The organism is Thermophagus sp. OGC60D27, from assembly GCF_052400625.1.
GTDB lineage: Bacteria > Bacteroidota > Bacteroidia > Bacteroidales > Marinilabiliaceae > Thermophagus.
Map to the genome: position 1 here is coordinate 174,932 of NZ_JBQTGH010000008.1, position 24,167 is coordinate 199,098.

At 41.1% G+C, this 24,167-nt stretch carries 14 protein-coding genes; 4 read left to right on the plus strand and 10 right to left on the minus strand.

Features of this window, described 5'->3' with window-relative positions; all coding sequences use genetic code 11:
- Positions 1-164: 164 nt before the first annotated feature.
- Positions 165-890 carry an NUDIX hydrolase gene (locus tag ACT29H_RS11565; RefSeq protein ID WP_444821787.1) on the minus strand — a complete coding sequence of 242 codons (726 nt, stop codon included), beginning with the start codon at positions 888-890 and terminating at the stop codon, positions 165-167.
- 366 nt (positions 891-1,256) lie between these two features.
- Between ACT29H_RS11565 and ACT29H_RS11570 the strand changes: the two genes are divergently transcribed.
- From ACT29H_RS11570 to ACT29H_RS11585, 4 genes are all read left to right on the plus strand, one after another.
- Positions 1,257-2,069 (plus strand): hypothetical protein, encoded by an 813-nt coding sequence (locus ACT29H_RS11570; protein ID WP_444821788.1) that lies wholly within the window; start codon positions 1,257-1,259, stop codon positions 2,067-2,069.
- A 75-nt stretch (positions 2,070-2,144) separates the two neighbouring features.
- Positions 2,145-3,863 carry a purine-cytosine permease family protein gene (locus ACT29H_RS11575; RefSeq protein WP_444821789.1) on the plus strand — a complete coding sequence of 573 codons (1,719 nt, stop codon included), beginning with the start codon at positions 2,145-2,147 and terminating at the stop codon, positions 3,861-3,863.
- 201 nt (positions 3,864-4,064) lie between these two features.
- Positions 4,065-5,555, plus strand: a complete 1,491-nt coding sequence (locus ACT29H_RS11580) for a mannitol dehydrogenase family protein (protein WP_444821790.1) — start codon at positions 4,065-4,067, stop codon at positions 5,553-5,555.
- 1 nt (position 5,556) lies between these two features.
- A complete protein-coding gene (locus ACT29H_RS11585; RefSeq protein WP_444821791.1) occupies positions 5,557-6,438 on the plus strand; it encodes a carbohydrate kinase family protein in 882 nt (293 codons plus the stop codon).
- 294 nt (positions 6,439-6,732) lie between these two features.
- Here ACT29H_RS11585 and ACT29H_RS11590 read toward each other — a convergent pair whose 3' ends face one another.
- The 9 genes from ACT29H_RS11590 to ACT29H_RS11630 all read right to left on the minus strand — a co-directional run bounded on the left by ACT29H_RS11590 (position 6,733) and on the right by ACT29H_RS11630 (position 24,167).
- Positions 6,733-8,289, minus strand: a complete 1,557-nt coding sequence (locus ACT29H_RS11590; RefSeq protein ID WP_444821792.1) for a sulfatase family protein — start codon at positions 8,287-8,289, stop codon at positions 6,733-6,735.
- 132 nt (positions 8,290-8,421) lie between these two features.
- Complete coding sequence (locus tag ACT29H_RS11595; RefSeq protein WP_444821793.1) at positions 8,422-10,152, minus strand: family 43 glycosylhydrolase; 1,731 nt, start codon at positions 10,150-10,152, stop codon at positions 8,422-8,424.
- 247 nt (positions 10,153-10,399) lie between these two features.
- Positions 10,400-11,902 (minus strand): T9SS type A sorting domain-containing protein, encoded by a 1,503-nt coding sequence (locus ACT29H_RS11600; protein WP_444821794.1) that lies wholly within the window; start codon positions 11,900-11,902, stop codon positions 10,400-10,402.
- 151 nt (positions 11,903-12,053) lie between these two features.
- Positions 12,054-13,700, minus strand: a complete 1,647-nt coding sequence (locus tag ACT29H_RS11605) for a glycosyl hydrolase family 28-related protein (protein WP_444821795.1) — start codon at positions 13,698-13,700, stop codon at positions 12,054-12,056.
- Positions 13,701-13,984: 284 nt separating this feature from the next.
- Positions 13,985-16,489 carry a polysaccharide lyase family 8 super-sandwich domain-containing protein gene (locus ACT29H_RS11610; RefSeq protein ID WP_444821796.1) on the minus strand — a complete coding sequence of 835 codons (2,505 nt, stop codon included), beginning with the start codon at positions 16,487-16,489 and terminating at the stop codon, positions 13,985-13,987.
- Positions 16,490-16,779: 290 nt separating this feature from the next.
- Positions 16,780-17,568, minus strand: a complete 789-nt coding sequence (locus ACT29H_RS11615) for a DUF1961 family protein (protein ID WP_444821797.1) — start codon at positions 17,566-17,568, stop codon at positions 16,780-16,782.
- A gap of 63 nt (positions 17,569-17,631) precedes the next feature.
- Entirely contained in the window at positions 17,632-19,164 is a 1,533-nt protein-coding gene (locus ACT29H_RS11620; RefSeq protein ID WP_444821798.1) for a sulfatase-like hydrolase/transferase, read from the minus strand.
- 84 nt (positions 19,165-19,248) lie between these two features.
- Positions 19,249-20,928 carry a RagB/SusD family nutrient uptake outer membrane protein gene (locus tag ACT29H_RS11625; RefSeq protein WP_444821799.1) on the minus strand — a complete coding sequence of 560 codons (1,680 nt, stop codon included), beginning with the start codon at positions 20,926-20,928 and terminating at the stop codon, positions 19,249-19,251.
- Between the two features lie 107 nt (positions 20,929-21,035).
- Positions 21,036-24,167, minus strand: a complete 3,132-nt coding sequence (locus tag ACT29H_RS11630) for a SusC/RagA family TonB-linked outer membrane protein (RefSeq protein ID WP_444821800.1) — start codon at positions 24,165-24,167, stop codon at positions 21,036-21,038.

Consider the following 24,167-nt stretch of genomic DNA (forward strand, 5'->3'; position numbering starts at 1 on the left):
TCGGGTTAAAATATACAAATTCGAATTCACCCTACCACACCTTACACCTTTCTGCCATTATACCCTTTCGCCTTTCCACCATTCCAATCCACGCCTCATAAGTCCTTTGCCCACCGTAAATCTTTTTTAATGGAATCCCCGGCTGTAGGTATTGTTCTGATTCATCAGAAATTGATGAGCTGGTGTTTCGTTTTAGTTTTCTCGAAAATATCTCTGCTAAACATATACAAATTGGCCGGTTTTTTAGAGATGCCGGTACGTTTTTCGGGGAGCGGCACAATATAAGTCTTGCCGATAATTTTTTTTCTGAAGTTGCGATTGTCAATGGTGATGTCCAAAACCGATTGGTAGGCTTGTTGAAGTTCGTTTAAAGTGAATTTGTCGGGAAGGAACTCAAAGATGGTTGGTTCAACCATTACTTTTTGCTTCAAATCGTCATAGGCCCGGGTGATTATTTCTTCATGGTCAAAACCTAATGGCGGCACTTTTTTTATGTGAAACCATTTTACATTATCGTTTTTTAGCGTAACTTTCTCTGTGGGAAGAAGAAAGTAATAAGCCACCGATATCACGCGCGGGTTAATATCACGACTTGTCAGCCATAACAGGTCTTTATGGTTTTTAACTCGTTCAGGATTTCCAAAGGTGCGGAATTGTTTGAAGTACACCTGTTTTATTCCTGTGAGCTCCTGAAAAATCCGCATGGCCGATTCATCCAGACTTTCATCTTTCAGCACATGTCCACTCGTCAACATCCAGTCGTCAATCACCGGATATTTTTCGTCGTGCATATTTAATGAGCGCTTCGAAAGAAGGATATTTATCCCGTTGGTTGACAGACCAAAGATGACACAATCAATCGATACGTTAGGAATCTTTCTAAAATCCATATTTGCAAACGTCGATGGTACGTTTTAATTAAAAAATTGCAACAAATATAAAGATCTATTTCCTAAATCCCAATAAATAAAAAGATAACTGCAGATGCGGGAATCTGTAAAATATGACGTTTAATCCCAAATACATAACTTCAGGAGTGAATATCAGGCTACTAAATTATAGATGTGAAGCAAAACATGTTAAAAAACATAAAATGATAAGGCATTGAAAAAGAACTATATAATGTTTTTCTGAAAAATATTTTAATAAAATTGTTTGCTTTTGACAAAATTTATTTGATACATTTGTTGCGGAAGCGTAATAAATACGTTTTATAAAAAGCGGTAAGAGTTTGAACCAATTTTAAGGAGAGAACAATGAGAAAAGAAAGAAATAAAAGTAAAAAAACTACAACCGATCAGGTTATACGTTTAATCACCGCAGTTTTTGCAAACATTTTTTTCCTGTGTGTTTTTTTTCATTCTGGTTCGGCCCGGGCGCAGGATAAAACGTCTTTGTCCGAGAACTTTGAGCTCAACTTTGAGGTCAAAAACATGCACTTATGGCATGGGGGTGTCGTTACGCCCGGAGCGATGTTTGCTTCTGCAATGGAGTACAACTCAACGGATCGAAAGTTTACCGTCGGGTTATGGGGCGGTGCCGGGTTTAGTGGCGACTACAAAGAGTTTTCTTACTACACCACTTATCGTTTGATGCCTTCTTTTAGTGTCTCTCTGATCAGCCATAACAACTACAGTAATTCCGAAGAGGTGGATATATTCAGTTATGACAAATATACTTCCCCCAATTTTGTGGATATAGTTTTGGAATATACCCTTTCGGAGCAAACTCCTTTAACCTTCTACTGGTCAACTATTTTGTTTGGGAATGGGGGCGACTATGAAATCAATAACGATGGGTCGGTAAGTAATTCCTACTCCAACTATGTGGAATTGAAGTATCAACTGTTTCCGGGGGAGAAAACCCGTCTGACGCTATTTGCAGGGGGGGCTTTTTCATTGATCACGCAAAAAACTTTTTACAGCGATAAGGCCAATTTAACCTCATTCGGGTTAACCTTAAACCGAATGGTTCAAATTGCGTCTGCGAATTTTCCCGTTTCGGCCACTGCACTCTGGAATGCTGAAACAAAAGTGGGCGTACTGCAGCTGGGCATTGCATTGTTTTGATATTATTAGATGAGACCTCAATAAATTGGGCATAGTTCATTTTGGTATAAATAGGACATCAAAAAAAACGGAATCATGAATGATCAATTGACAAAAAGGTTTGATAAGCTGGATGAAGAACAGCTTCCGATAGCCAACAATCAACTTCATGGTGGCAAACACTTTGCCGGGCTCTATGCCGGCGAACACGTGGCAGCTACTGAATTCGTTATCGGCGCCACTTTCGTGGTTTTGGGAGCCAGCACTCGCGATATATTATTTGGCTTGCTGATCGGAAATATACTGGCAGTTTTAAGCTGGACTTTTCTTACCGCGCCGATCGCCGTTCAAACCCGGTTGAGTCTGTATACTTATCTGAATAAGATTGCCGGGTCAACCATGACCAAACTCTACAACTGGGCCAATGTGATCATCTTTACCGTCATTTCAGCGGCCATGATAACGGTCTCTTCCTCTGCCGTGCGTTTTTTCTTCAATATCCCGGCGCAGCTCGACTGGTATTCAACCAACCTATGGTTTATCCTTATCGTTGTGGGAGTTGGCATTGTTGTGGTTTTAGTGGCCATTTACGGTTTTAATACGGTGGCTGATTTTTCCAGTATATGTGCCCCTTGGCTATTTGCCCTTTTTGTGGCGGGGGCTTTGGCCTTGTTGCCTGCTCTGTCTCATTCGGTTTTGGGAACCACAACCATTTCGAGCTGGAAGGAGTTTCTTCAAATCGGCGATCAATCCATCTGGAAGGGGGTTCCCAACACCGGAGATGCGGGCATCGGCTTGTGGGAGGTGATCGGCTTTGCCTGGGCTGCCAATACCATTACGCATGTGGGACTGATTGATATGGCTATTTTGCGTTATGCCAAGAAAGCAAGCTATGGACTCTATTCCAGCTTTGGGATGCTGTTTGGTCACTACATCGCTTGGATTGCTGCCGGTATCATGGGTGCCGGAGCCGGCGTGTTACTTGGTCAGCCGGTTGTTGAGCTTGATCCCGGCGATGTGGCCTATTACGCCCTTGGCGCTTCCGGCTTTGTGATTGTCATTGTGGCGGGCTGGACCACGGCCAACGCCAACTTGTACCGGGCAGGGTTGGCTGCTCAGGCCATCTTTTATCACCATTCACGCCGTCGAACAACGTTGGTCGTAGGAATTTTTACCGTCATCATTGCCTGTTTTCCGTTTGTCTTCACCAAAATGTTACCCATGCTCACCTACGCCGGATTGATTGTCGTGCCGGTGGGCGCCATCGTGTTTGCCGAGCATTTCATCTTTCCTAAAATCGGATTGACAAGATATTGGGGTTATTACAAAAAGCTGGTGACCAGCCGACCGGCCGTATTTTCGTGGGGGGCAGGACTCGTCCTCGGTTTTGGACTGAATGCTCTTCAGATCATGTCGTTCTATTACCTCTTTATTCCAACCTGGATATTTACTCTGATCTTATATACCTTCTTGGCCAGACGATATGGTGCCGCTGAAGATTATACACACGAAAAGGCCGAGGAAGTGCAGCTTCAGGCTGACATTGTTGCCTATCAGGAAGAAAAAGCCAAAAGGAAAGTTCCGAGACAAAAAGACACCTCTATGTTTTCCAGATTATTGGCCTATGCTTCCGTGGCGTGTTTGCTGGTGATTTTGGCATTGTCGGTAAATGTTATGTTGGCAAGTCCCGATATGGAAATTTATAATGTTAATAAAGCGATGTTCCACCAATATGGCTTTTATTGCACCATCGGTTACTTCGTTTTTGCCTACTGGAACCTGCAGAGAAAAAAAACGCTTAATAAAGCGATTTAATGCCATGTGGCCGGATTTGTATAACCTGTTACAGCGGTTATTTTAGAAGTTTTTCAATGAAATCAAGGACAGAGGGGAGAAACAATCATGGTTCAGAATTGTCGAAAAAGAGAAATGGTTATTCCCGTTTCACGTATTGCCCTTGCTTGTTCCTTTTTACAGAACGTTTCGGAAAACAATGAATTAGATAAATTATATGTCATGAAAACAACCATAGCACTTAATCAAGAGAATCTCAGACGCTTGCCACCCAATGTAAAGGTGCCTTCCTACAACCGCAATGAAGTGAAAACAAGCATTGTGCATATCGGGGTGGGAAATTTTCACCGCTCCCACGAAGCCTTTTATACCCACCAGCTAATGGAGCGTTTCGGCGTTTTGGATTGCGGCATTTGCGGAGTGGGCTTATTGGACTACGACCGTAGGATTTACAACATTCTGAAAGATCAGGACGGATTATATACTTTGGTGATTAAAGAGTTGGATGGTTCCCTCACCCCCATGGTGATCGGATCCATTGTGGAATACATCTTTGCCCCGGAAAACCCGGTAGCCGTGATCGAAAAAATGGCGCATCCCGACATCAAGATCATTTCTCTTACCATTACCGAAGGAGGGTACAACCTGAATGAGGCAACCGGTGAATTTGATTTCAGCAATCCGGTCATCATTGAGGATATGAAAAATCCCATGTCGCCCAAAACCGTTTTTGGTTATCTGGCGCAAGCTATGAAATTAAGAATGCATCGTGGGGTGGGAGGTTGCACCATCCAGTCGTGCGACAATATTCAAGGCAATGGCAATGTGGCCAAGAAGGCCCTGCTCAACTATGTGGAAAAGGCAGAGCCGGAATTGCTGGAGTGGATAGAAGAAAATGTTTCGTTCCCCAATGCCATGGTCGACCGAATCACGCCGGTGACAGTGGCTGAAGATATTGAAAAATTACGGGATGAATTCCTGGTGGAGGATCAATGGCCGGTGGTTTGCGAACCCTTTATTCAGTGGGTTATAGAAGACCGGTTTATGGCCGGAAGGCCCGCATGGGAAAAAGTAGGAGCGCAGTTTGTGGAGAATGTCGTTCCCTTCGAGAATATGAAGTTGCGACTCTTAAATGCCGGACATACCGTTCTGGGTATGCTGGGTGCTTTGCATGGGTATAAAACCATCGACCAAGCTGCCCGGGATGAAGATTTTTGCACCTTCCTAAAAGCGTTTATGGACGAAGAGGTGAGCCCCACCCTCGGCGATTTGGGCGGTATCGACCTCGAAAAATACAAAGCCAGCCTTATTGAGCGTTTCCGGAATATACACATTAAAGACCTGGTGGCACGTATTTGTCTGGAGAGTTCTGCCAAAGTACCCATCTTCCTGTTGCCAACGATCAAAGCTCAGCTGAAGAGCCAACAAAATATTACCAAAGCTGCTTTTGTGGTGGCGGCATGGTGTAAATATAACGATGGTAAAGACGAAAAGGGAAATACCTATCCCATCGAAGATGCCATGAGCAATGAATTGATTCGCGCCGCTGCATTATCTCATCAAGACCCTATTCGTTTTCTTCAAATAGAGCCGGTATTTGGCGATTTGGTCAATAACAAAACCTTTGTCGATGCATTTCTTACCTCATTGGAAATGTTGAGAAGCAAAAAAGTGAAGGAATGCGTTCGGGAAATCAACTCAAAATTAAAGTAGAATGAAGAATATAGTCTGTTTTGGTGAAGTGTTGTGGGATATGTTACCAACGGGAAAGAAACTGGGCGGTGCACCACTCAATGTGGCACTTCGGGCCCAATCGTTTGGCAATCAAACATCTGTTATCAGCAGCATTGGCAATGATAAACAGGGTGAAGAAATTTTAAGGAAGATGAGGGCTTTTAAGGCTGATTTCAGTCACTTGCAGGTGAGCAACCACTTTGCTACCAGTGAAGTGTTGGTAAGCCTTAATGAAAGAGGATCTGCTTCTTATGAAATCAAGATGCCTTGTGCCTGGGATGATATCAAACTAATGGAGAAGGATGTTGAGTGTGTAAAGGGTTCAGACGCTTTTATTTATGGCAGCTTGATTGCTCGGGGCGAAAAATCACGAAACACTCTGTTCGAGTTACTCAAACATGCTCCCTTTAAAGTTTTTGATGTTAACCTGCGACCTCCGCATTATGACATGCCAACGCTGCTGAAATTGATGGAAGCCTCTGATTTTATTAAGTTAAACGACGATGAGCTCTTTGAGATTTGTGGTCATATGGGTTTCGAAAACCGGGCGATTGAGGAATGTGTAAAATTTTTAGCAACCAAAACCAACACCGACCGGATTTGCGTGACACGCGGAAAACACGGAGCGATACTCTTTATCAACAATCAATTTATCAACCACAAAGGGTATAAAATAACCGTGGCCGACACCGTTGGCGCGGGCGATTCATTCCTGGCTTCGCTCATCAGTAAACTGCTCAATGGTGCTTCGCCGGCCGAAGCCCTCGACTTTGCCTGTGCCGTAGGGGCCATCGTGGCGTCTAAAAGTGGTGCCAACCCTATGGTATCAATGGCAGAGATTGAGGATATGATGGAATCCTAATAGCTTGCGTTATAGTCAATAAGCCTGTAAGATATGGTAGAAGGGTCGAACGGCAGGATGGTAAAACGGTAGAAGGGGAAAAGGTGGAATGGCGGAAGGGACAAATAGAGGGATTGACATGGTCCGGAAATTCAAAGACACTTAACCATTGGCCCCCTTTCAAATAACTGGGATGAAATACTGTACCCCTGTCAATATTTCTTGTTGTCAGGTCTGACACCTAAGACATGGGGTGCCAAACAAAAAATTAGGGGCTGTCTTTTATCTCCGGACAGCCCCTTCTTTATAAAATATTTATTTTAACTCAAGTTGTTCAATACTACTGTATCCTTCACCCCTTATTCTTGTAAAATCATCGATCATTTCCTTAAGCTTCTCAGGATGCTTTTCAGCAAGATTGTTTTTCTGACCAACATCCTCTTTAATATTGTAAAGTTGATAGACATCGGCATTACCAAGCTCAATATTCACCTGTTCATTAACAGCAGGTCCTTTATATGGAGGAATCATTATCCAATCACCCTTTCTAAGTGCAGTCCGGCTAGTTGCTTCAATAATTAAATGATCACGTCCCTTTTGACTTTTTCCCAAGAAAACATCTAATAGATTTTCACTATCAGGACCACGTAATTCACTTCCGACGAAATTAGCCAACGATGAAAGTAAATCAACATGACAAACCAAAGCCTCTGAAACGCCAGGTTGAATAACGCCTTTCCAATAAGTAATAAGCGGAACTTTTGTGCCGGCCTCAAAAAGACTATATTTTCCACCTCTGAGAGGGCCCCAGGGTTTATGATCGCCTAATTTCTCAACCGCATCATCATAATAGCCGTCATTAATGACCGGCCCATTATCACTTGAAAAGATAATAATCGTACTCTCTAACAGGCCTTCTTCTTTTAAGGTATTAATAAATTGTCCGATGCAGTAATCCGCTTCAACGATAACATCTCCCCGTGGTCCTAAATCGGTTTTACCAACAAATCTTGGGTTGGGAGTTCTTGGAACATGCGGCTGCTGCATTGCATAATACAAGAAGAAAGGTTCGTTTTTATGTTTTTTTACAAACCTTTGCGCCTTTACCAAAAAAGTATCTGCCATATTTTCATCGACCCATCTGGCTGATTTCCCTCCTTTCATAAAGCCTATGCGCGGAATACCATTAACAATACTACTATTATGCCCATGATGCCATTTCATTCTCAACAATTCGGGATTATCTTTTCCTGTGGGCTCACCATCAAAATTTTTTTTGTAATTCACCTGAATGGGATCCTCAGGATCAAGGCCTACAACCTTTCCATTTTCAATAAAAACAGTGGGCACCCGATCTTGCGTAGCAGCCATAATAAAAGAGTAATCAAACCCGACTTCATTGGGGCCCGGAGCAATATGCTTATTCCAGTCAACATTTCCATTGCCTAGTCCTAAATGCCATTTGCCAACAAGTCCTGTACGATAACCTTTTGTTTTCAACATTTTTGGCAACGTCAACTGTGCAGTATCAATAAGTAGTGGCGCTGTTCCCGGCAAAATTTTGGCATTTTTATTTCGCCATGGATACTGTCCGGTAAGCAGCGCATAGCGACTGGGTGTACAGGTAGATGAAGTCGCATACCCATTGGTAAATTTCACGCCGTTCTCGGCAAGAGCATCAATGTTAGGTGTTTTTATCGCTGTAGCACCATAAGCGCCAATATCGCCGTAACCTAAATCATCCATATAGATTACAACAATATTAGGCTTACTTTTCTCTGTAGATAGATTTGACTTTGGTTCCTTTATCTTACAGGAGAAGGTTGTAAACAACAAAACAATCATAAAACACCAATAATTCGTAAATTTCATAACAAACACATTTTATCAAAACGTTTAGACAACACTCCTATTCTTATAAGTTAGATTTTCTCAACCGCCCAATTGGGCAGATAAGAAAATCCTTAAATTCCACCAATGGAACACAAAATAATACCCCTGAAATTATTCCTCAACAATCAGCAATTCATTTTCAGAATAAGGGGTAATTCCGTTTTCATTAAAAGCCTCAATAGAGAAATAATAATTCTGCCTGGCATTTAAGCTTCTAATAACAACCGTTGTATCCTCATAAACCATATAATTATGATACAACTTGTTTCTTTCTGAACCATAGCTAATGTTGTATCCAATAGCCTCTTCAGACTTGTTCCATGAAAGCGTAACAGCTCGTAAATCATTCTTATCACGAATGCCATTAAAATGTTTTACAGGCCCCGGTTTCGGACCATTGCCGATTCCAAAAACCCGGAATCCCGACACGGCAAAGCTTCCATCAGGCACTTCGACGTTCCTAAGGCGGAGATATCGACAATTCACTTTAGCCGGAAGCTGGACATACTGATGGCTATTATCATTATTATTATCGGACCGATCCACAATGGTTACCCATTGATTTCTATCCTGAGAGGCTTCAATGGTATAGCGATGAAATACACCAGATACCCTTCCATAAAGGTTGGCATTATGTTCGGCAAAATTCATCTGCACGGCATGAACATCATAAACTTGGCCTAAGTCCAGTTCAGCCCATTCGGTTTCATGTCCGGTTTTTGCGGCCCAATAAGTTCTGATATTTTCGTCAACCATATTAACCGCCTCATATCCCTTTTCGGCAGACGACACAGTCACACTCTTTCCATAAGAAAGTAACATCCAACCTGGAAAAATCTCATCAAAAGAATGGATTTTCCGATCGGGAATGAGGATGGGAAAATCGCCATATTTGGTCAGGCTGTACAAAACCCCATCGTCATCAAAAAAAGCAGGATAGAACCCGATTCTTCGTTCAAACTTATGCTTCACAGAAATAGAGATAGTTCCCGTATGCCAATAATTTCCATACCTATCCGTAAAAGTACTTCCATGGCCTGCACCTCCGACAAATCCTTCGGGTTTATAAGCAAACGGATTATGCCTGGCCGGCTTGAACGGGCCAAGAGGATGGTCACTAACATAAACGCCATCACAGTAGGATTTTTCAAGAGTCCCGGGAGCCGAATATTGCAAATAATATTTCCCGTCGTAGAAGTTCATCCAGGCTCCTTCCAGCCATGGAGCATTTTCGTACTGAGTATTGTGGTCGCCTCTTACTTCCCATCCAAACACTTTCGGGTTGGGAAAAATAAGTTCCTTTATTTCACCGATAACGCCAAAAGTTTCCGGGTCAAGCTGAGCCCCATACAGAGGATTCACATTGGAACAACCCCAATATAAATAGAGTTTCTGATCGTGATCTAAGAAAAGGCAGGGATCTTCAACGGGAAAATCCAAAGAATCTGTCACAAACCACTGGCCCGTTTCGGGCTGGGTAGTATGGTATATCTTTTTATTTTTTTTTGAAGAAACCGCCAGATATATGGTATCGTTTATTACCACCGCAGTAGGTGCATAATCTTCGGTCGGGAAATTTTCGGCCAATACAAAGTCCCAATTTTTTAGATCTTTGGAATTCCAATATCCGCCTGATTTGGATGCAAACATCCAATATTCCCCTTTGAATTTTATAATGGTAGGATCGGCCGCTTCACGCCTGGACACCTCATCTCTTTCAGGCCGAAACCGGTAACTCAAATCCATAGGATTACAAACAGTGGCAGGCATCTGATCCTGAGCGGACTCTCTGCAGCTCAAAAGAGAGACTGCACACAAACAGATAAAAACAAAACGCTTCATTGGTATATAGTTTATCTCATTCATTATTTACTTAAACTGGCACGGGTTACCTGAATTCATACCTATTCTCTTGGTGGCATTAACAGCTTTGTGCCTTTGGTATAAAAATTAAGACACATCACCCGGAGAAACCAGCCCAACCAGATGATGCATCCTTCTTTTTTCCTTTTAAATCTAGTGCACATTCCATTATGTATCACTTTATCTTTTTATAGAATATGAAGTCTCCAGGCTTCTCTAAAAGCGACTATTTCACTTTGGCCACCTTCATAATTTCCATCCCGTTCAATTTTTCTACTTTCAAGACATAAAAGCCCTCCCCCATTTTATCGACAAGGGATAGGTTCAATCGACTTTGTTGATTTACGTCCAAGGAATAGACGGGGACACCTTTTAAATTCACCAAAGAAACTTTTGTCAACAAGTCATCCCCTGCATCAATAAAAAGATTTTGCCGAAAAGGATTGGGGAAAACAACACATTTTTCATCAGAAACGGCCTCTTTATCAACTGTTACCTCATCGGAAAGTTTAATGGCATATAAGGTACCCCCGGAAGGGGGCCCCGCACTATACTCGGGAAAATTTTCCATACGCTGTTGGTTCGACAACCCCAAAAATTGAGGTCCATAGTAAACCTTGTTGGGATCGGACCATGGTGTGCGACTACCAAAATCATGGTTATATTGAACACAACTGTTTCGGTAAATAAAATTAGGATTTTCCGACACCTCATGTTGTATCGACCAGGGCCCCATAATGGCAAAATAGACAGGTTTATTATTGCGCGCTTCCACAGGAGTCACCTCATCAGCATCTCCCGGTGCCACAGGCGGCATATCTACGGGTAAGGTTATGCGGTTATTTTCAATAAGATTATTGCCGGCATCCCCGGAATGAAAACTTATTTCCTGTCTAAAATCATTATCGTACACTACATTGTATTCTACATTGCTTCCCTGTAAAGAGATATGTCTGAGATGAGTGACCTGACAACCAGTAATAAGATTATCCCTTCCCTGAATAAAAAAATAGCCTTGTGCGCCGCCTGCTTTTCGTTTACAACCATCCACTATAAGATTTCGGAAGGTGTTATGGTCTGCGGCACATCTCAAGGGATCATTTCCACTGTTAAGAATAACAACCCGGTCTAACCAGCAATCGGTAGAACCACCGGAGAGTTTCACCGAAATATTATCATTATCAAACTCTTCATTCTCTTCCAAACTATAATTCCAATTATACTTTGGTTCCGGCCAACTGCCTTTAATGGTAAGGTTGTAGATTCCACAATTGTGGACACCCCAAAACGAAAAAGCGACCCCGCCGAACATAGTTATGCTGCACACTACCTCATCCTGATCTTCCCCAATAAGAGAAACATTGGATTTCATTTTAATTGTTTCGTCAATCACATATGTTCCGCGTTCCAGGATTATCAACCCCTTTTCATCGCCATTTAAACTGCTTGCCATGTCTTGAATCGCTTCACTAATATGAGAACTGTTGCCGGAAGAAATCTTCTCAACCTTGTCAAAATCTTCGACAAAGGGGATTCCACCCCTCACACCAGCATTGGCCCACCGTTCCATTTGAGGATAATCATCATCTAATTTTTGCGTATCGACCAACACACCGGGATCCCCCACTTGTAGTTGAGCCGGACTAAAGAAATTTATAAATAGAAACCCAAGAAGAATTCCTCCGCGCAAAATGTTCTCTTTTAAATTTCCCCTAATATTCTCATTCATAATTCATAAATTTTTAATTATTCCAAAATTGCTAGTAATGAAATGCAGATAAACATTCTTCATACAAAGATTTCCGAGCCGGTCCTCTAAAATGGTCAGAAATATTTCATTTATTAGAGAATAAAAGCGTTCATCAACAGCTCTAAATTAGCTAAAGATCAAGCCGATGCTTTAATTGAATACGATAGAGAGAAGGCAAATTCATTTTTTTGTTCAAACCCTCCACATATATCCAATCATCACATCGGTCTTCTGATTTATGTTCAATGGATAATTTGTGTTTCGTGCTATAAATTCCCACCAAAATACTTCTCAAATAAAGCTTATGGCAATCAATATGAAAATCGTTATGAAACTGTTTGGGTTGCCTCCAAATCCAGGAATAAAACAATTCTCGGTAACCGTTGTCATCAAATCCCGACATCTTAAGCCCCCAGAACGTATTGTATTCTCCGGAATGAGGAATATTAGAGGGAGCTCCACCGCCTGCGAACTGTGTTAAGTTGCTTATTTCTTCATACAGATTATACATGGGAGGACAAAAATCAGGGCCGGCAATACCATGCAGATCAATTGGAGCAGGAAAAGCAAGTTCGATTTTGCGATAGACATTGCCAAAACAAGCGCCTTCCAATCCGGGTCCATGAGTAAACTCTCCCTCTACATTAATATTTTGAACCAGATTATCACTGGAGTTGTACATTTTCACACTGTAATGCCCTTTCCCATTAATGGTCAAATTTTCGACCGTAACATTGCGACTGTTAATTAAATGAAGATTTTGCGTGTAGTTATCGAAATGGACATCTCTTACCCAACTATGTTTGGTACGATGCAAACAGATTGCTCCCCAACCATAATCATGCTCAGGAGAGAGATGATGTTCATACCCCCCCTTATAGGCACAATCAAACCGGAAATGTTCGATGCCGATATTTGATAGCATAGGGAAAATAGCAACTTTCGCATTAAAACGGGTTTTAATGTCTCTACGTGCCGGTTGCTTCAATAGTACAGTGCCGTGATCAATCACTTCATCCACTTCCACGGGCCACTGGAAAGAAGATTTTCGATCTATCCCTGCATTCAAATAGGAAGTTTGAAAGGTGTCATAAGTGAGTGGTTGCATTAATTCCCACATCAAGTCCCCATCATCGTTAGTATTGCTCATGGCCAACAACAATATATCCCCTTTTTTCATTCCGGCGGTTGTTTCCAAATGAAGGGCTCTTTCACCTTTTAATAAATCCTGCGTTAAACTAACAGCATCTGAAGCCTCCTCGATGGAATAAAAACGGTCTGTTCCAAAAAGATTTAATCCGGTATGAAAAATAAAAGGGGATAACCAAGGATTCTCATCCTGGGTGGTGGGATTACCACTAAAAATAGTGGTGCCATCCTTCCCGGAACCGGATCCTCTGAGAACTATATTACTCCCATTGATTTCAATCAACCCCAATCTGGAAGAATCCATATTAACATGAAAAACCCCGGGAGGGAAAAAGACAACTCCTCCACCATTATTGACGGCATCATTTACCGCCGCCTGAATAGGAGTTGAGTCATCATTATTGTCATTGGGAACCGCACCATAATCAACAACATTAAAAATGGCATCCTGCACATCAGGAATCTCCGTTTCCCCATACTCATATCCGGCGTATGAAAAATCCGGCAAAATACTATGTGCACCTTTGTCCAAAAATTCCTGAAGAATCAGAGGCGGCCGCCCAGATTTTCCCGACTTGCAAGAGACAAACAAAGAAACTATTAATAAAAACAAATAAAGGCGAATCATATCTATTAAATTTTACAAACGATCTTTACCAAAACGGCCTGAAAACCTCAGGAGAAGTCTGCAATATACTGTTGTAGGGCTAATCCTTATTTCACGAAGTTCATGAATCCTACCACAAAGTCTGTCAAACAAAACATCAAGCCTTAAAAACATCCTTCTTCACATCCTTATGAACCTTAATCCACAAGAAGGACCTTTGCAACGAATAAAATCGCAAACCTCTCCATCCGCACTACTTTAAAAAGAGGCCATGATACAAAAACTACAAATAGGGTCCTGAATCATCAAAGTTCTCCATCAAAGCGAAGTTTCACGGATGCAGGCTTTCCGCATAGATCGCCTTGAGGCATCGGTACGGTAACGATACTCCATGCACCATCTTTTTCTACAACATCTCCCTTCCAGTTGAAGGTCGTTTTGACTTCAATATATTTCAAATCCTCATTCATCTGAGCATCCGTAACGGTCAGCGTCCAACCATCTTCATTTTTTTCCAACAGCAGGGCACAGGGAGCCGACACACGGATTTTATTTTCTTTTATCCCCAATATCTCATCCGGATTATAGAAAGAAGCCCCAAGATATCGGCCATCCCAGGCCACCGCCTGTATGTCGGTCGTATTGACAAGGATCTCCAAAGGCATTTTTTCAAAAGCTTTTTTGGCTTTCTTTTCACCGGCATATACAACGTAAGCATAAGATCCATTATTCACCTGACGGCCATGGTTTATATACATTTGAAAAATATCCTCTTTCTCCGTTTTATTCTTAATTCTTTTATTAGCCTCATTAATTTTCTCCCATTTGGTGTTCCGGGTCTCAGTCTGCAGAAATACCTTTCCGGTTGTATATTGTGGTAATACCGCATAATCAAATCCATCCTTATGTGAAACCCATATCATTTCCTTGTCAGAAAATTCCACCGACTTATTTCCGTTTATTTTCTGGACTTTTGAATCTTCCATGAATTTGACAGAACAGTTATAGTGAGTTTGGTCAATGGTTGTCCAAATATCGCCTTCCATATTAGGCTTCTTATTGGTTATACCGGCCCCAAGAGCCACCATATAATCATCCGCCATAAAATAGCCTTTGTAAGCCTTTACACAATAAATTAAATCATTGGGATCTTCTTTCCCGACAGGATCGTTGACATTATTTTTTTCAGAAGCATTCATCTTCTCAAAGATAAACCCGGCAGCTGCATTTTTCGTACCACTGGTTGCAGCGGCAGCAAAATTGTGCAAACTACAATAGCCCCTCCAATTGGTCATCGGAATTAAATCATCCTCATCGACCTGGCGTGCGGTGACACCCGGCAGTGCCGTTAAATTCCAAGCTCCTATAGCCTTATGGTATTCATTGCCCTCTTTCATCAAGAAGGTCAAGCCGTCACAAGTAAAAAAATTGAATTTATCGGCCATATTATGTGCCATTTCAATACCATCGCAACGGACAGAGGCCATGCTGACAAAGATGTAATAATCAGGATTCTTTTTTATAAGATTATCATTATTAAAAAACCAACGGGTGCCATTATAAAGTCCGTCCGGATATCCTTCCATAACAATCCGATTATCTTTTATATCCTCCTGCAAATCCAACAACTCTTTCTGCTCCTCATCAGAAAATGAATCAATCCAGTCTTTTACGGCACCCTTAATCATCTCCGCCGTCCCAATTTTCTTTTCTACTAAAGGGGTATACTCCATACTACCTCTTCCGAGGCTACGAGGGATATAACCTTTATAATAGTACCACGAACTACCGCGATAGTAATTTAAAAGTGCCTGAGCATTAGCATTATCTAATTGTTTAGCCCATGGAGTGCCTTTGAAGTACTTAATTAAATTTAAAGCAGCAGAAGTTCCTGATATAGGATATCCCCAAATCAGACACTGCATGCCATGTCCCCAACCCGCGCCATCGGCAGTAAACCCTTCTGTCCAGAAAGATTCGTCATAAGTATTTTGGGATACCCAGCTAAGTGCTCCCTTTGCGACCACCGCTAAAACATCCATCATTTCCACAGAATTCATAGCCGCTGCTGTAGGCAGTAATGATCTAAATCCTAATCCATTTCCTCCAACCCACCATACGTGTTTTCTAAATCGATCAACACTCACCGGATTTTTATCGGTTTCATCGTTACGATAGGGTTGCGTCCACGATTGAAAACCCATCTGTTTCAAATATTGATTGGCCGTTACAGCCATCTCACTGTTCTCTTGCCCATTCTCCACCGCCTCCATCGCATCAAACAAGCAGAAATAAGTATTTACAGCTGCCGTAGGAATGGCAAAACAACTAATATGAAATCTGCCATTTTCAATACTTCCCCTGTCAGCTTCAATTTTGCTGTAATTATTAATGGCTTTAAAAAGTTTGGTTAGGACTGGGTCATTCTTATACTGTTCATATTTTTTACCTCGGTATAATTGAGCAATTCTCCATATTCTATTAAAGGCCTTCTCAAGGGTTTCACCCACAAAGTGCTGGGATTCGGTTTTTCGTTGAAGATTCAACTGCTGCGTCTCAATTTTTTCCTGAGCTGCAATCAAGTCAACAAAACGACCATCATTCCCTAAAAGCTCGACACTTTGTTGCGAGGTTATTTGTTCTGTTTTTGGTTTTGTAAGTTGATGCCCACGATAGGCATGTTGAGAAAAGTATTTTCTAAATTCAGCAACAGCCTTCTCTTTAGGTGAATCCTGTGCCATTACAGAAAAGGAGATGGCAAAATAAACAAACAACAATCCAAAAAATGTAATAGTTTTATGCATTTTCATAATTGATTCGATTAACACAAACTCACTTACCTGTTTTTTTACATGTGAAATACCATTCACGTTAAAAGGCAGGAACGAATAAAATCCTAATTTCACATCAGCAAACCACACGAAAGATAAAATATGAGCAGATAGGCCTACCCGTTCTTCTCTATATTCTGTCCTCAAACTATGGATATTGATAAAATAGATAACCCCCTTTCAAAATTTCCATATTCACATTTTCATGCTTAACGATCTAAAATACCTCCACAGAACAATATCCTCTCGCACGAGAACAAATCCCCGACTTATTCAATTCTCCATACTTTAAAATTCTTATATCTGGCACTTCGGGTGTACATCTGTCTTAGTCCGATCCTTCCTGAATTACAAGGAGGAAACATGGCAACATCCCATTTAAAGACACGTTTTTCCCGGGGATTATGTTTATTCTGAACATGCATCTCTACACAATTATTAAAACGAAACACTTGAATGTGATAAGTGATATTCGTTCTAAACAGACCTGTTTTGTTATAATCACCCGGGACATCGGTTCCATCCAAACCTTCCCGAGAAGGATTATATCTGCGAAACCTGACATAATCATTATTGCCGGAAAATTCTTTGGCAGCAAAGGCAGCATAACTGATGTGATAAGTATGCATATTATTAAAATAGGTACGCATATGGGGCACCCGACGCTGATCATTCCAAAGAGAAATATCTGCAGGGTATTCCTTATCCCCTTTTCCTGTGGCATGAAAATAGAGAATATTAACACATCGCGTAGCGGTGTCGGTACGGGTGTAATCGTACTCAATACAGATATTACCCGAAAAACTTTGCTTCGTCCAGAGCACGGCATGACAGGTGTCGTTGCCAAACTCATTCCCTGCAACCAGCTCCATCCCCTCGTTAGAATTTATAACTTTAGCTCTTTGGCCATCCAACATCCAATTAATTTGCCAATTCACGGTTCCTGGATCAGAAAACAAAAGGGATGTTTTGGACCAGGGAACCTGAGATATTGCAAAAAAAGAATTTAAAAGAAAGACCGTTAATAAAACAGGATGCGAATTCAATTTACTCATCATAACATTCCTTCCTCTGTCGCAAATATAATTTTACGACAAACCACAAATCACGGCTACATCCAACTAATAATCAAGATAATCCCCACAAATCTTTTTCTGAGCCCATTTATCATTAATTGCGACGAGTTGCTTGGCCAACTCCTTTTTAAAACCTTTAACCAGCTTTTTATTCATAAAACGACCGGTAATCCGGTGAAGCTGATAGGGATCTTTCTCATTATCGTAGTAAAAAACCTCTTTCAATTTTCCATTTCCATCTTCTTTTACCACAAAAGTATATTGACCAGTATAAAGCCCCCGGGAGGTATAATCAAAATAAAGAACGGCCTTGGGCCTTTTCACATTTTTGGAAGCTGGATTTTTAATGACATCGGCATAATTCGTACCCTGTACCGATTCAGGAATAAGATTTTCAAGTCCGGCTATTCCCAATAAAGTAGGCATAATATCCGGTGCACAAATCATTAAATCCTCAATGCGATGTTCCAGTTTATTTCCCCATTTCAAAACAAACGGAATATTGAAAGCCTCCACTTCCGGAAAAGGTTTTCCTTTCCGTCCATGACTTCCCAACATTTCACCATGGTCAGAAGTAAAGAGAATAATCGTATTCTCTGTTTCTCCCATTTCATCCAGTTTTTTCAGCACTTCTCCAATAAAAAAATCGACAGCACTCACATTTGCAAAATAGTAGGGGGCATAGTTCCCCACCTCTTTATCGGCATTTTCTCTCAACAAAAGACTATCAATGATAACTTCACCGTTATGAGTATACTGAGGGAAGAATCGCATATCAGTATGTTCTTCCGTCCAAGGGTTATGGGGAGGATTCAGAGACCAAGTAATAAAAAATGGCTTTTCAGGATCTCGTTGGTTATGGGTATTATCCAAATAATTTAAAACAGCTTCGGTTTCTACGGCGGCATTAAAGCGGTGAGGCATATAGAGTTCCCCGTCTTTCAATCCATTAATGGCCTTTGGATCATTGGAGTAGCACAGCGGATTGGTATGCGTATCGCGTAAGGTTTGGAAAAAATAATCAAATCCGAGGCGGGGTCCACCCGGAGGGACATAAGTATCGTAATTATTAGTATAATGGCCACCGGGAGCTTCGGTGGTGCCGACATAATTTCCTTCCTTATCAAAAAGAGGCTCGGTCCGTTGCCAATGACATTTACCAAAATAGGCAGTTTCATACCCGGCCTCAGAAAAGATATTCCCAATGGCCTTTCCATCCACCTTAATTCCCACTTTTCGGTCTTTTCGGCAATTGGCAGTTATTCCGTTAGATGAAGGATATTTACCGGTGAGCATCATTCCCCTAAAGGGGCTACACAAAGGGAAATTACTCATAGCCCGGTTAAAAACAACCCCTGATTCAGCCAGCTTATCTAGGGCAGGCGTATGAACAGGATCCGGATTTCCCTGAATATGACGAGCATTATCATCTTTTGCCCAAAATCCCAAACTAAATTGTCGGTACTGATCCGGGAATATTACAATAACATTGGGTGCTTTTTCTTTATCAGCTGCGTTGCCTCCCACAACTGCAAGTATGAAAAGAAAAAATAAAATTCCAATTCTTTTTACATTCATTTTTTTGTGTTTTTTGTTTTTCCACAAAAGGTTCTACGTCAATTATATGCATAATTTAAGTAGAACCTTTATATTTTTAAACTATTATTTCCAGAGAGCTTTCTGTTCAAGTTTATTATTGATATTTACCTCTTGTTCAGGATATGGAAGTGTTAAATATTTGGGAGCCTCAAAATAGTTGCTGGCCCGCAGATAAGCCTGATGATCTCCATTGGTACTGTCATAATCACTATCCCCTTTGATTACCTGAGCCAAGAAATCAAGTCTTTCTCCCAACTTCTCCCAACGAATAAGATCCATTTTACGAATCCCCTCAAAACAAAACTCACGCATGCGTTCATCCATGATCTCTTCAAAAAAGTTTTCTTTGGAAGCAATGACAAAAGGTTTAACCGCCTCAATAGGTTGAAGTCCGGCTCTATCTCTCACCAAATTAAGATAAGCAATGGCCTGAGCAGTAGGGCCGTCATTGATGACATTGTCTGCTTCAGCATACATCAACAAAATATCGGCATATCGAAGAACGGGATAATTAATATTAGAAAAATTTTTATTGGGATTGGTCGTCGCTTCCAAAACCACATAGGGTTCGATCATGCCATCTTCCACCTTACGATCCAGGTCGGCCCAATCGGCCGGTTCCCATTTTCTGAATTTACCGGGGCAGTAGCTCCTGCTCAAATGACTGGTTACTCTTTGTGCATCGCCACTAGATGAATAAGAAATAGCAGGAATATTCCATTCAATACGTTTATCTCCCTCCTCATAGATTAAAGGGAGAACTGGTGAGGCGTTCATCATGGCATAGGCTGAAGGGTATCCCACATTTGTTCCGCCATAATTAAAGGCTAAACCATTTACTCCACCTAATCGGCCATAAACATAAATTCCGGATTCGCTCAAATCACGAAATGAAATTTCAAAGAGAGATTCATTCAAATTGTATTCATTCTGGATATAGTTAAGAAACAGATTTCGGTATCCCAACGTGTCAGAATTAACGGTTAAATGACAAAAACCATCCTGGATGACGCTGTCACATCTGTTTTTGGCTAAAATATATTTATCGGTATCTTTTAAAGGATAACCGGCCATTTTCATATAAACCCTTGCCAACATACCATGTGCAGCCAGTTTATGTGCACGTCCCGGCAGATAATCTGCATCCGAGGGATGTGGAAGATATTTAGATGCGAAATCAAAATCACTTTCGATCTGAGCATATACCTCTTCCATGGGCGACACAGGCAAGTTATTATCAGACAAATCCTTAGTATAAGTTAATGGCATAGGCACATCCTCAAACCACTTAACTAATTGAAAATAAGCGAAAGCTCTCAAAAAACGTTCCTCAGCCAGATAACGGTTAACGATCTCTTCCGAAAGCTCTGAATTCCCGATCTTCTCCTCCATCAAATTACAGAGATTGATGGCATTATACAATTCATTCCAAAAATCCTTTATATCAGTATCAGCAGCGGTATAACGATATAGCCCAACCGTCCAATTATCATTATAACGTCGATTATAAAAACTCTCATCTGTTCCTGCCTCGAATGTAATCAAACTACCACCATAAACTTTATCGCTTGCGAAAACTGAATAAATACCTGCCAGAGCAAGATCCAACTCTGTTTCATCCGAATAAAAAGCATCAATATCCCAGGTGGAGTCAGGTTCAACCTCCAAAAAATCGTCACAGCTTGTTGGAATCAATAAAAACAAGATGCCCAGTATCGACAAAAAGAAATTTATATTTTTCATGACTTCCTCATTAGTATTTTATTAATTAAACTCATTAATTTAATGAAACGGGCATGGCATCACTTTTTCCCCAACCCTTTTTCACCATGCTCGTTTCATTCTGTTATTTAAAAGTTAATATCAATTCCTATTTCCACGGAAGAACTTTGCGGATAAGCCGAATAATCCAGATTAGGGGTAAGGGCGCCATACTTCCCGACGGATACATCGGGATCATATCCGGAATAATTTGTCCAAGTATAGAGATTATTTCCGGACACATAAATTCTGGCTTTTTGAATATGTATTCGCTTAACCAATTTATCCGGAAGGGTGTAACCTACAACCATTGTTTTTAACTTCAGGTAGGAGCCATCTTCCACAAAACGTGAATCAATCTGATTTCCTGTGGGGGCGGTACCATATACAGACTGGTAAACACGAGAGCTCACATCGGTATCTGTATAATATGGCGTCCAGGATTGAGACAACGCAGATAAACCGTTAAAAGTACCATCGGGGCTGGCATAAACTGCTTTATTCGCATTCAGGATATCAAAGTCATAGGACCATTGAAACAAGATTTGACAATCAAAGCCATTTAAAAACTCGAAAGTATTACTAAATCCGCCAAAATGTTTAGGATGAGGGTCTCCAATAATAACACGATCACTACTATTAATGGTTCCATCCCCATTTTGGTCAACAAACTTAATACTCCCCGGAGCAATAATGGCATTGCCATTGTCAGGAATGCCTTCCTTAAGTTGATATACGCCGGTATCGTTGTCGTAATTAAAATCACTCACTTGATATATGCGATCAAACTGCAAGCCATAGATCATCCCCACAGGCTCCCCGATTCGGGTCACATACTGGTACTCATTGTATCCATAGTTCCAGTCGGGATTGGTCAAAATTTCTGTTTGACCAGCATTAAGTGCCAATACCTTGTTTTTATTAAAAGAAATATTGAATGAACTACTCCATCTGAAATTCTTTTTGCGAATATTTTCGCTATTAATAACAATTTCCAATCCTTTATTCTCAACTTCTCCCACATTTTGCTGAACCTTATCAAATCCGGTATGCAAAGCCATTTCCGCATCCAGCAACAAATCAGAAGTCTTCTTGTGATAATAATCAATGTTGGCAGAAATACGTTGATTGAGGAATCCCAAATCTAAACCGACATTGGTTTGCGCGGTTTTCTCCCATTTTAAATCAGGAACACCCATGTTGACCAAATAGACGCCTGGATTATAATCTTCACCATTTCCCCACACATAACCACTGGAAGTACTTACGCCCAATTGATTATACGACTCAAAATCACCAATGCGATTATTTCCGGTAAGGCCCCATCCGGCTCTTATTTTGGCGTTGGACAGCCATCCAAGGCCTGTCAAAAAGCTTTCTTCTTTCACTCTCCACGCAGCGGCAAAGGAAGGAAAGTATCCCCACGGATTGTTTTTAAATTTTGAAGACCCATCGGCCCGGAACGTGGCGGTTAACAAATATCGACTTTTATAATCATAATTAATTCTTGTAAAATATGATAGCAACCTATTTTCCGAGGCACTGGTTTGTGGTAATGAGGGCGCAATTCCAATCCCCAAATTATCAATTCCCAATAAGTCGGTGGGTAGTTGAGAGTTTTTCATATAAGCATATTCATAGCGCCGGGTTTGGGCTTCCACCCCAATCAACGCAGAATATTTATTCCCATTTTTTCGTTTGCTATAAGTCAAAGTATTGGAGGTAGATAAAGTGGAATACATGGGCAGGGTTACTGAGCCATTTATCAGATCGTTTCCTCTGGATCCCTGCTGGGTATCTTCACCATAAAACAAATGCTGTTTTCGTAAATCCATCTGATAATTACCTCTCATCGACAATACCAATTCCTTGGTAAACTTATATTTGAAATCCAGTCCCCCGCGAAAAACATAGGAACGATATTGGCGGTCTGTATTTTCGAGGTTTTTAACCGGATTAAAATAATATCGATAGTTGGGATCCATCGGATCATATCCTCCTTCCTCCAGACCATCGTCAACAACGGGCTCTACCGGACGAAAACGAATCACATCTCGAATCACACTGGTATAGGAATTTCCTCTGACGCTTAACCCCTTTCTGTTCATATAGGAATATTGCAGTTGCGCACCAATATCTGCTTTATTGTTAATTTTATGACGAATTTTCAAGTTGTTGATAAGCTTTTCAAATCCGGTATTGATAAGTGTCCCATCCTGCTTGAGGAATTCCCCGGAATAATAGAAAGAGGTATTTTTATTTCCTCCGCTAATATTCACATTGGCGTTGATACTGGGAGCCGCCCTAAAGACCCGCTCCTGCCAGTCAATACCTTCTGAATCCAAATAATAGGAGGGATCAACATATGATGTACTAAAATATTTCACATACTGTGAAGGAATATAGCCATCCATTGCATAAGCCACCATCTCCTGATACTTAACAAATTCATAAGGACTTAGCACCTCCAGCCGTGTAGGGATCCAATCGGTTCGGTAAGAAACACCGGCTCTGACATCAGTCTTACCATCGTTTCTTCCTTTTTTGGTGGTAATAATGATTACTCCGTTGGCACCTCTCGAACCATAGATAGCTGTGGCAGAAGCATCCTTAAGAATGTCAAAAGTTTCTATATCATTGGTATTGAGCGTGGCAGGGTCGAAATCATCAAGCGGCATTCCATCCACCACATACAGCGGAGAATTATCTCCGGTGATAGAGTTCCCGCCACGAATTACGATATTTGATTTTTCACCCGGGGTTCCATCCACAGAGGTAATACTTAAACCCGCCACTCGACCGGCTAAAGCCTGGTCGAAGTTGGAAACAGATGCTTTTGCCAGATCATCCGTTTTAATGGAAGCAACAGAACCGGTTAGATCCGTTCTTTTGGTAGTACCATAACCCACAACCACCAATTCGTCTAACTCAGTTATCGTACTTTTTAATACGACAGTAATATTACTTTTATTCCCAACGTCAACGGTCGATGATTCAAAACCTATAAAACTAATCACCAACCGATCACCCTCATTAACATTCTCTATGACAAAATAGCCATTAACATCCGTAATGGTACCATTGGTGGTCCCCTCTTTCACAACTGTAGCGCCGGGCAATGGAACATTTTCCTCATCATAAACAGTCCCGGTCACCTTTTTTTGTGCAAAAACAGAAGAAGATATTATAAAAGCGATTAAAACAAATATATATTTATTCAT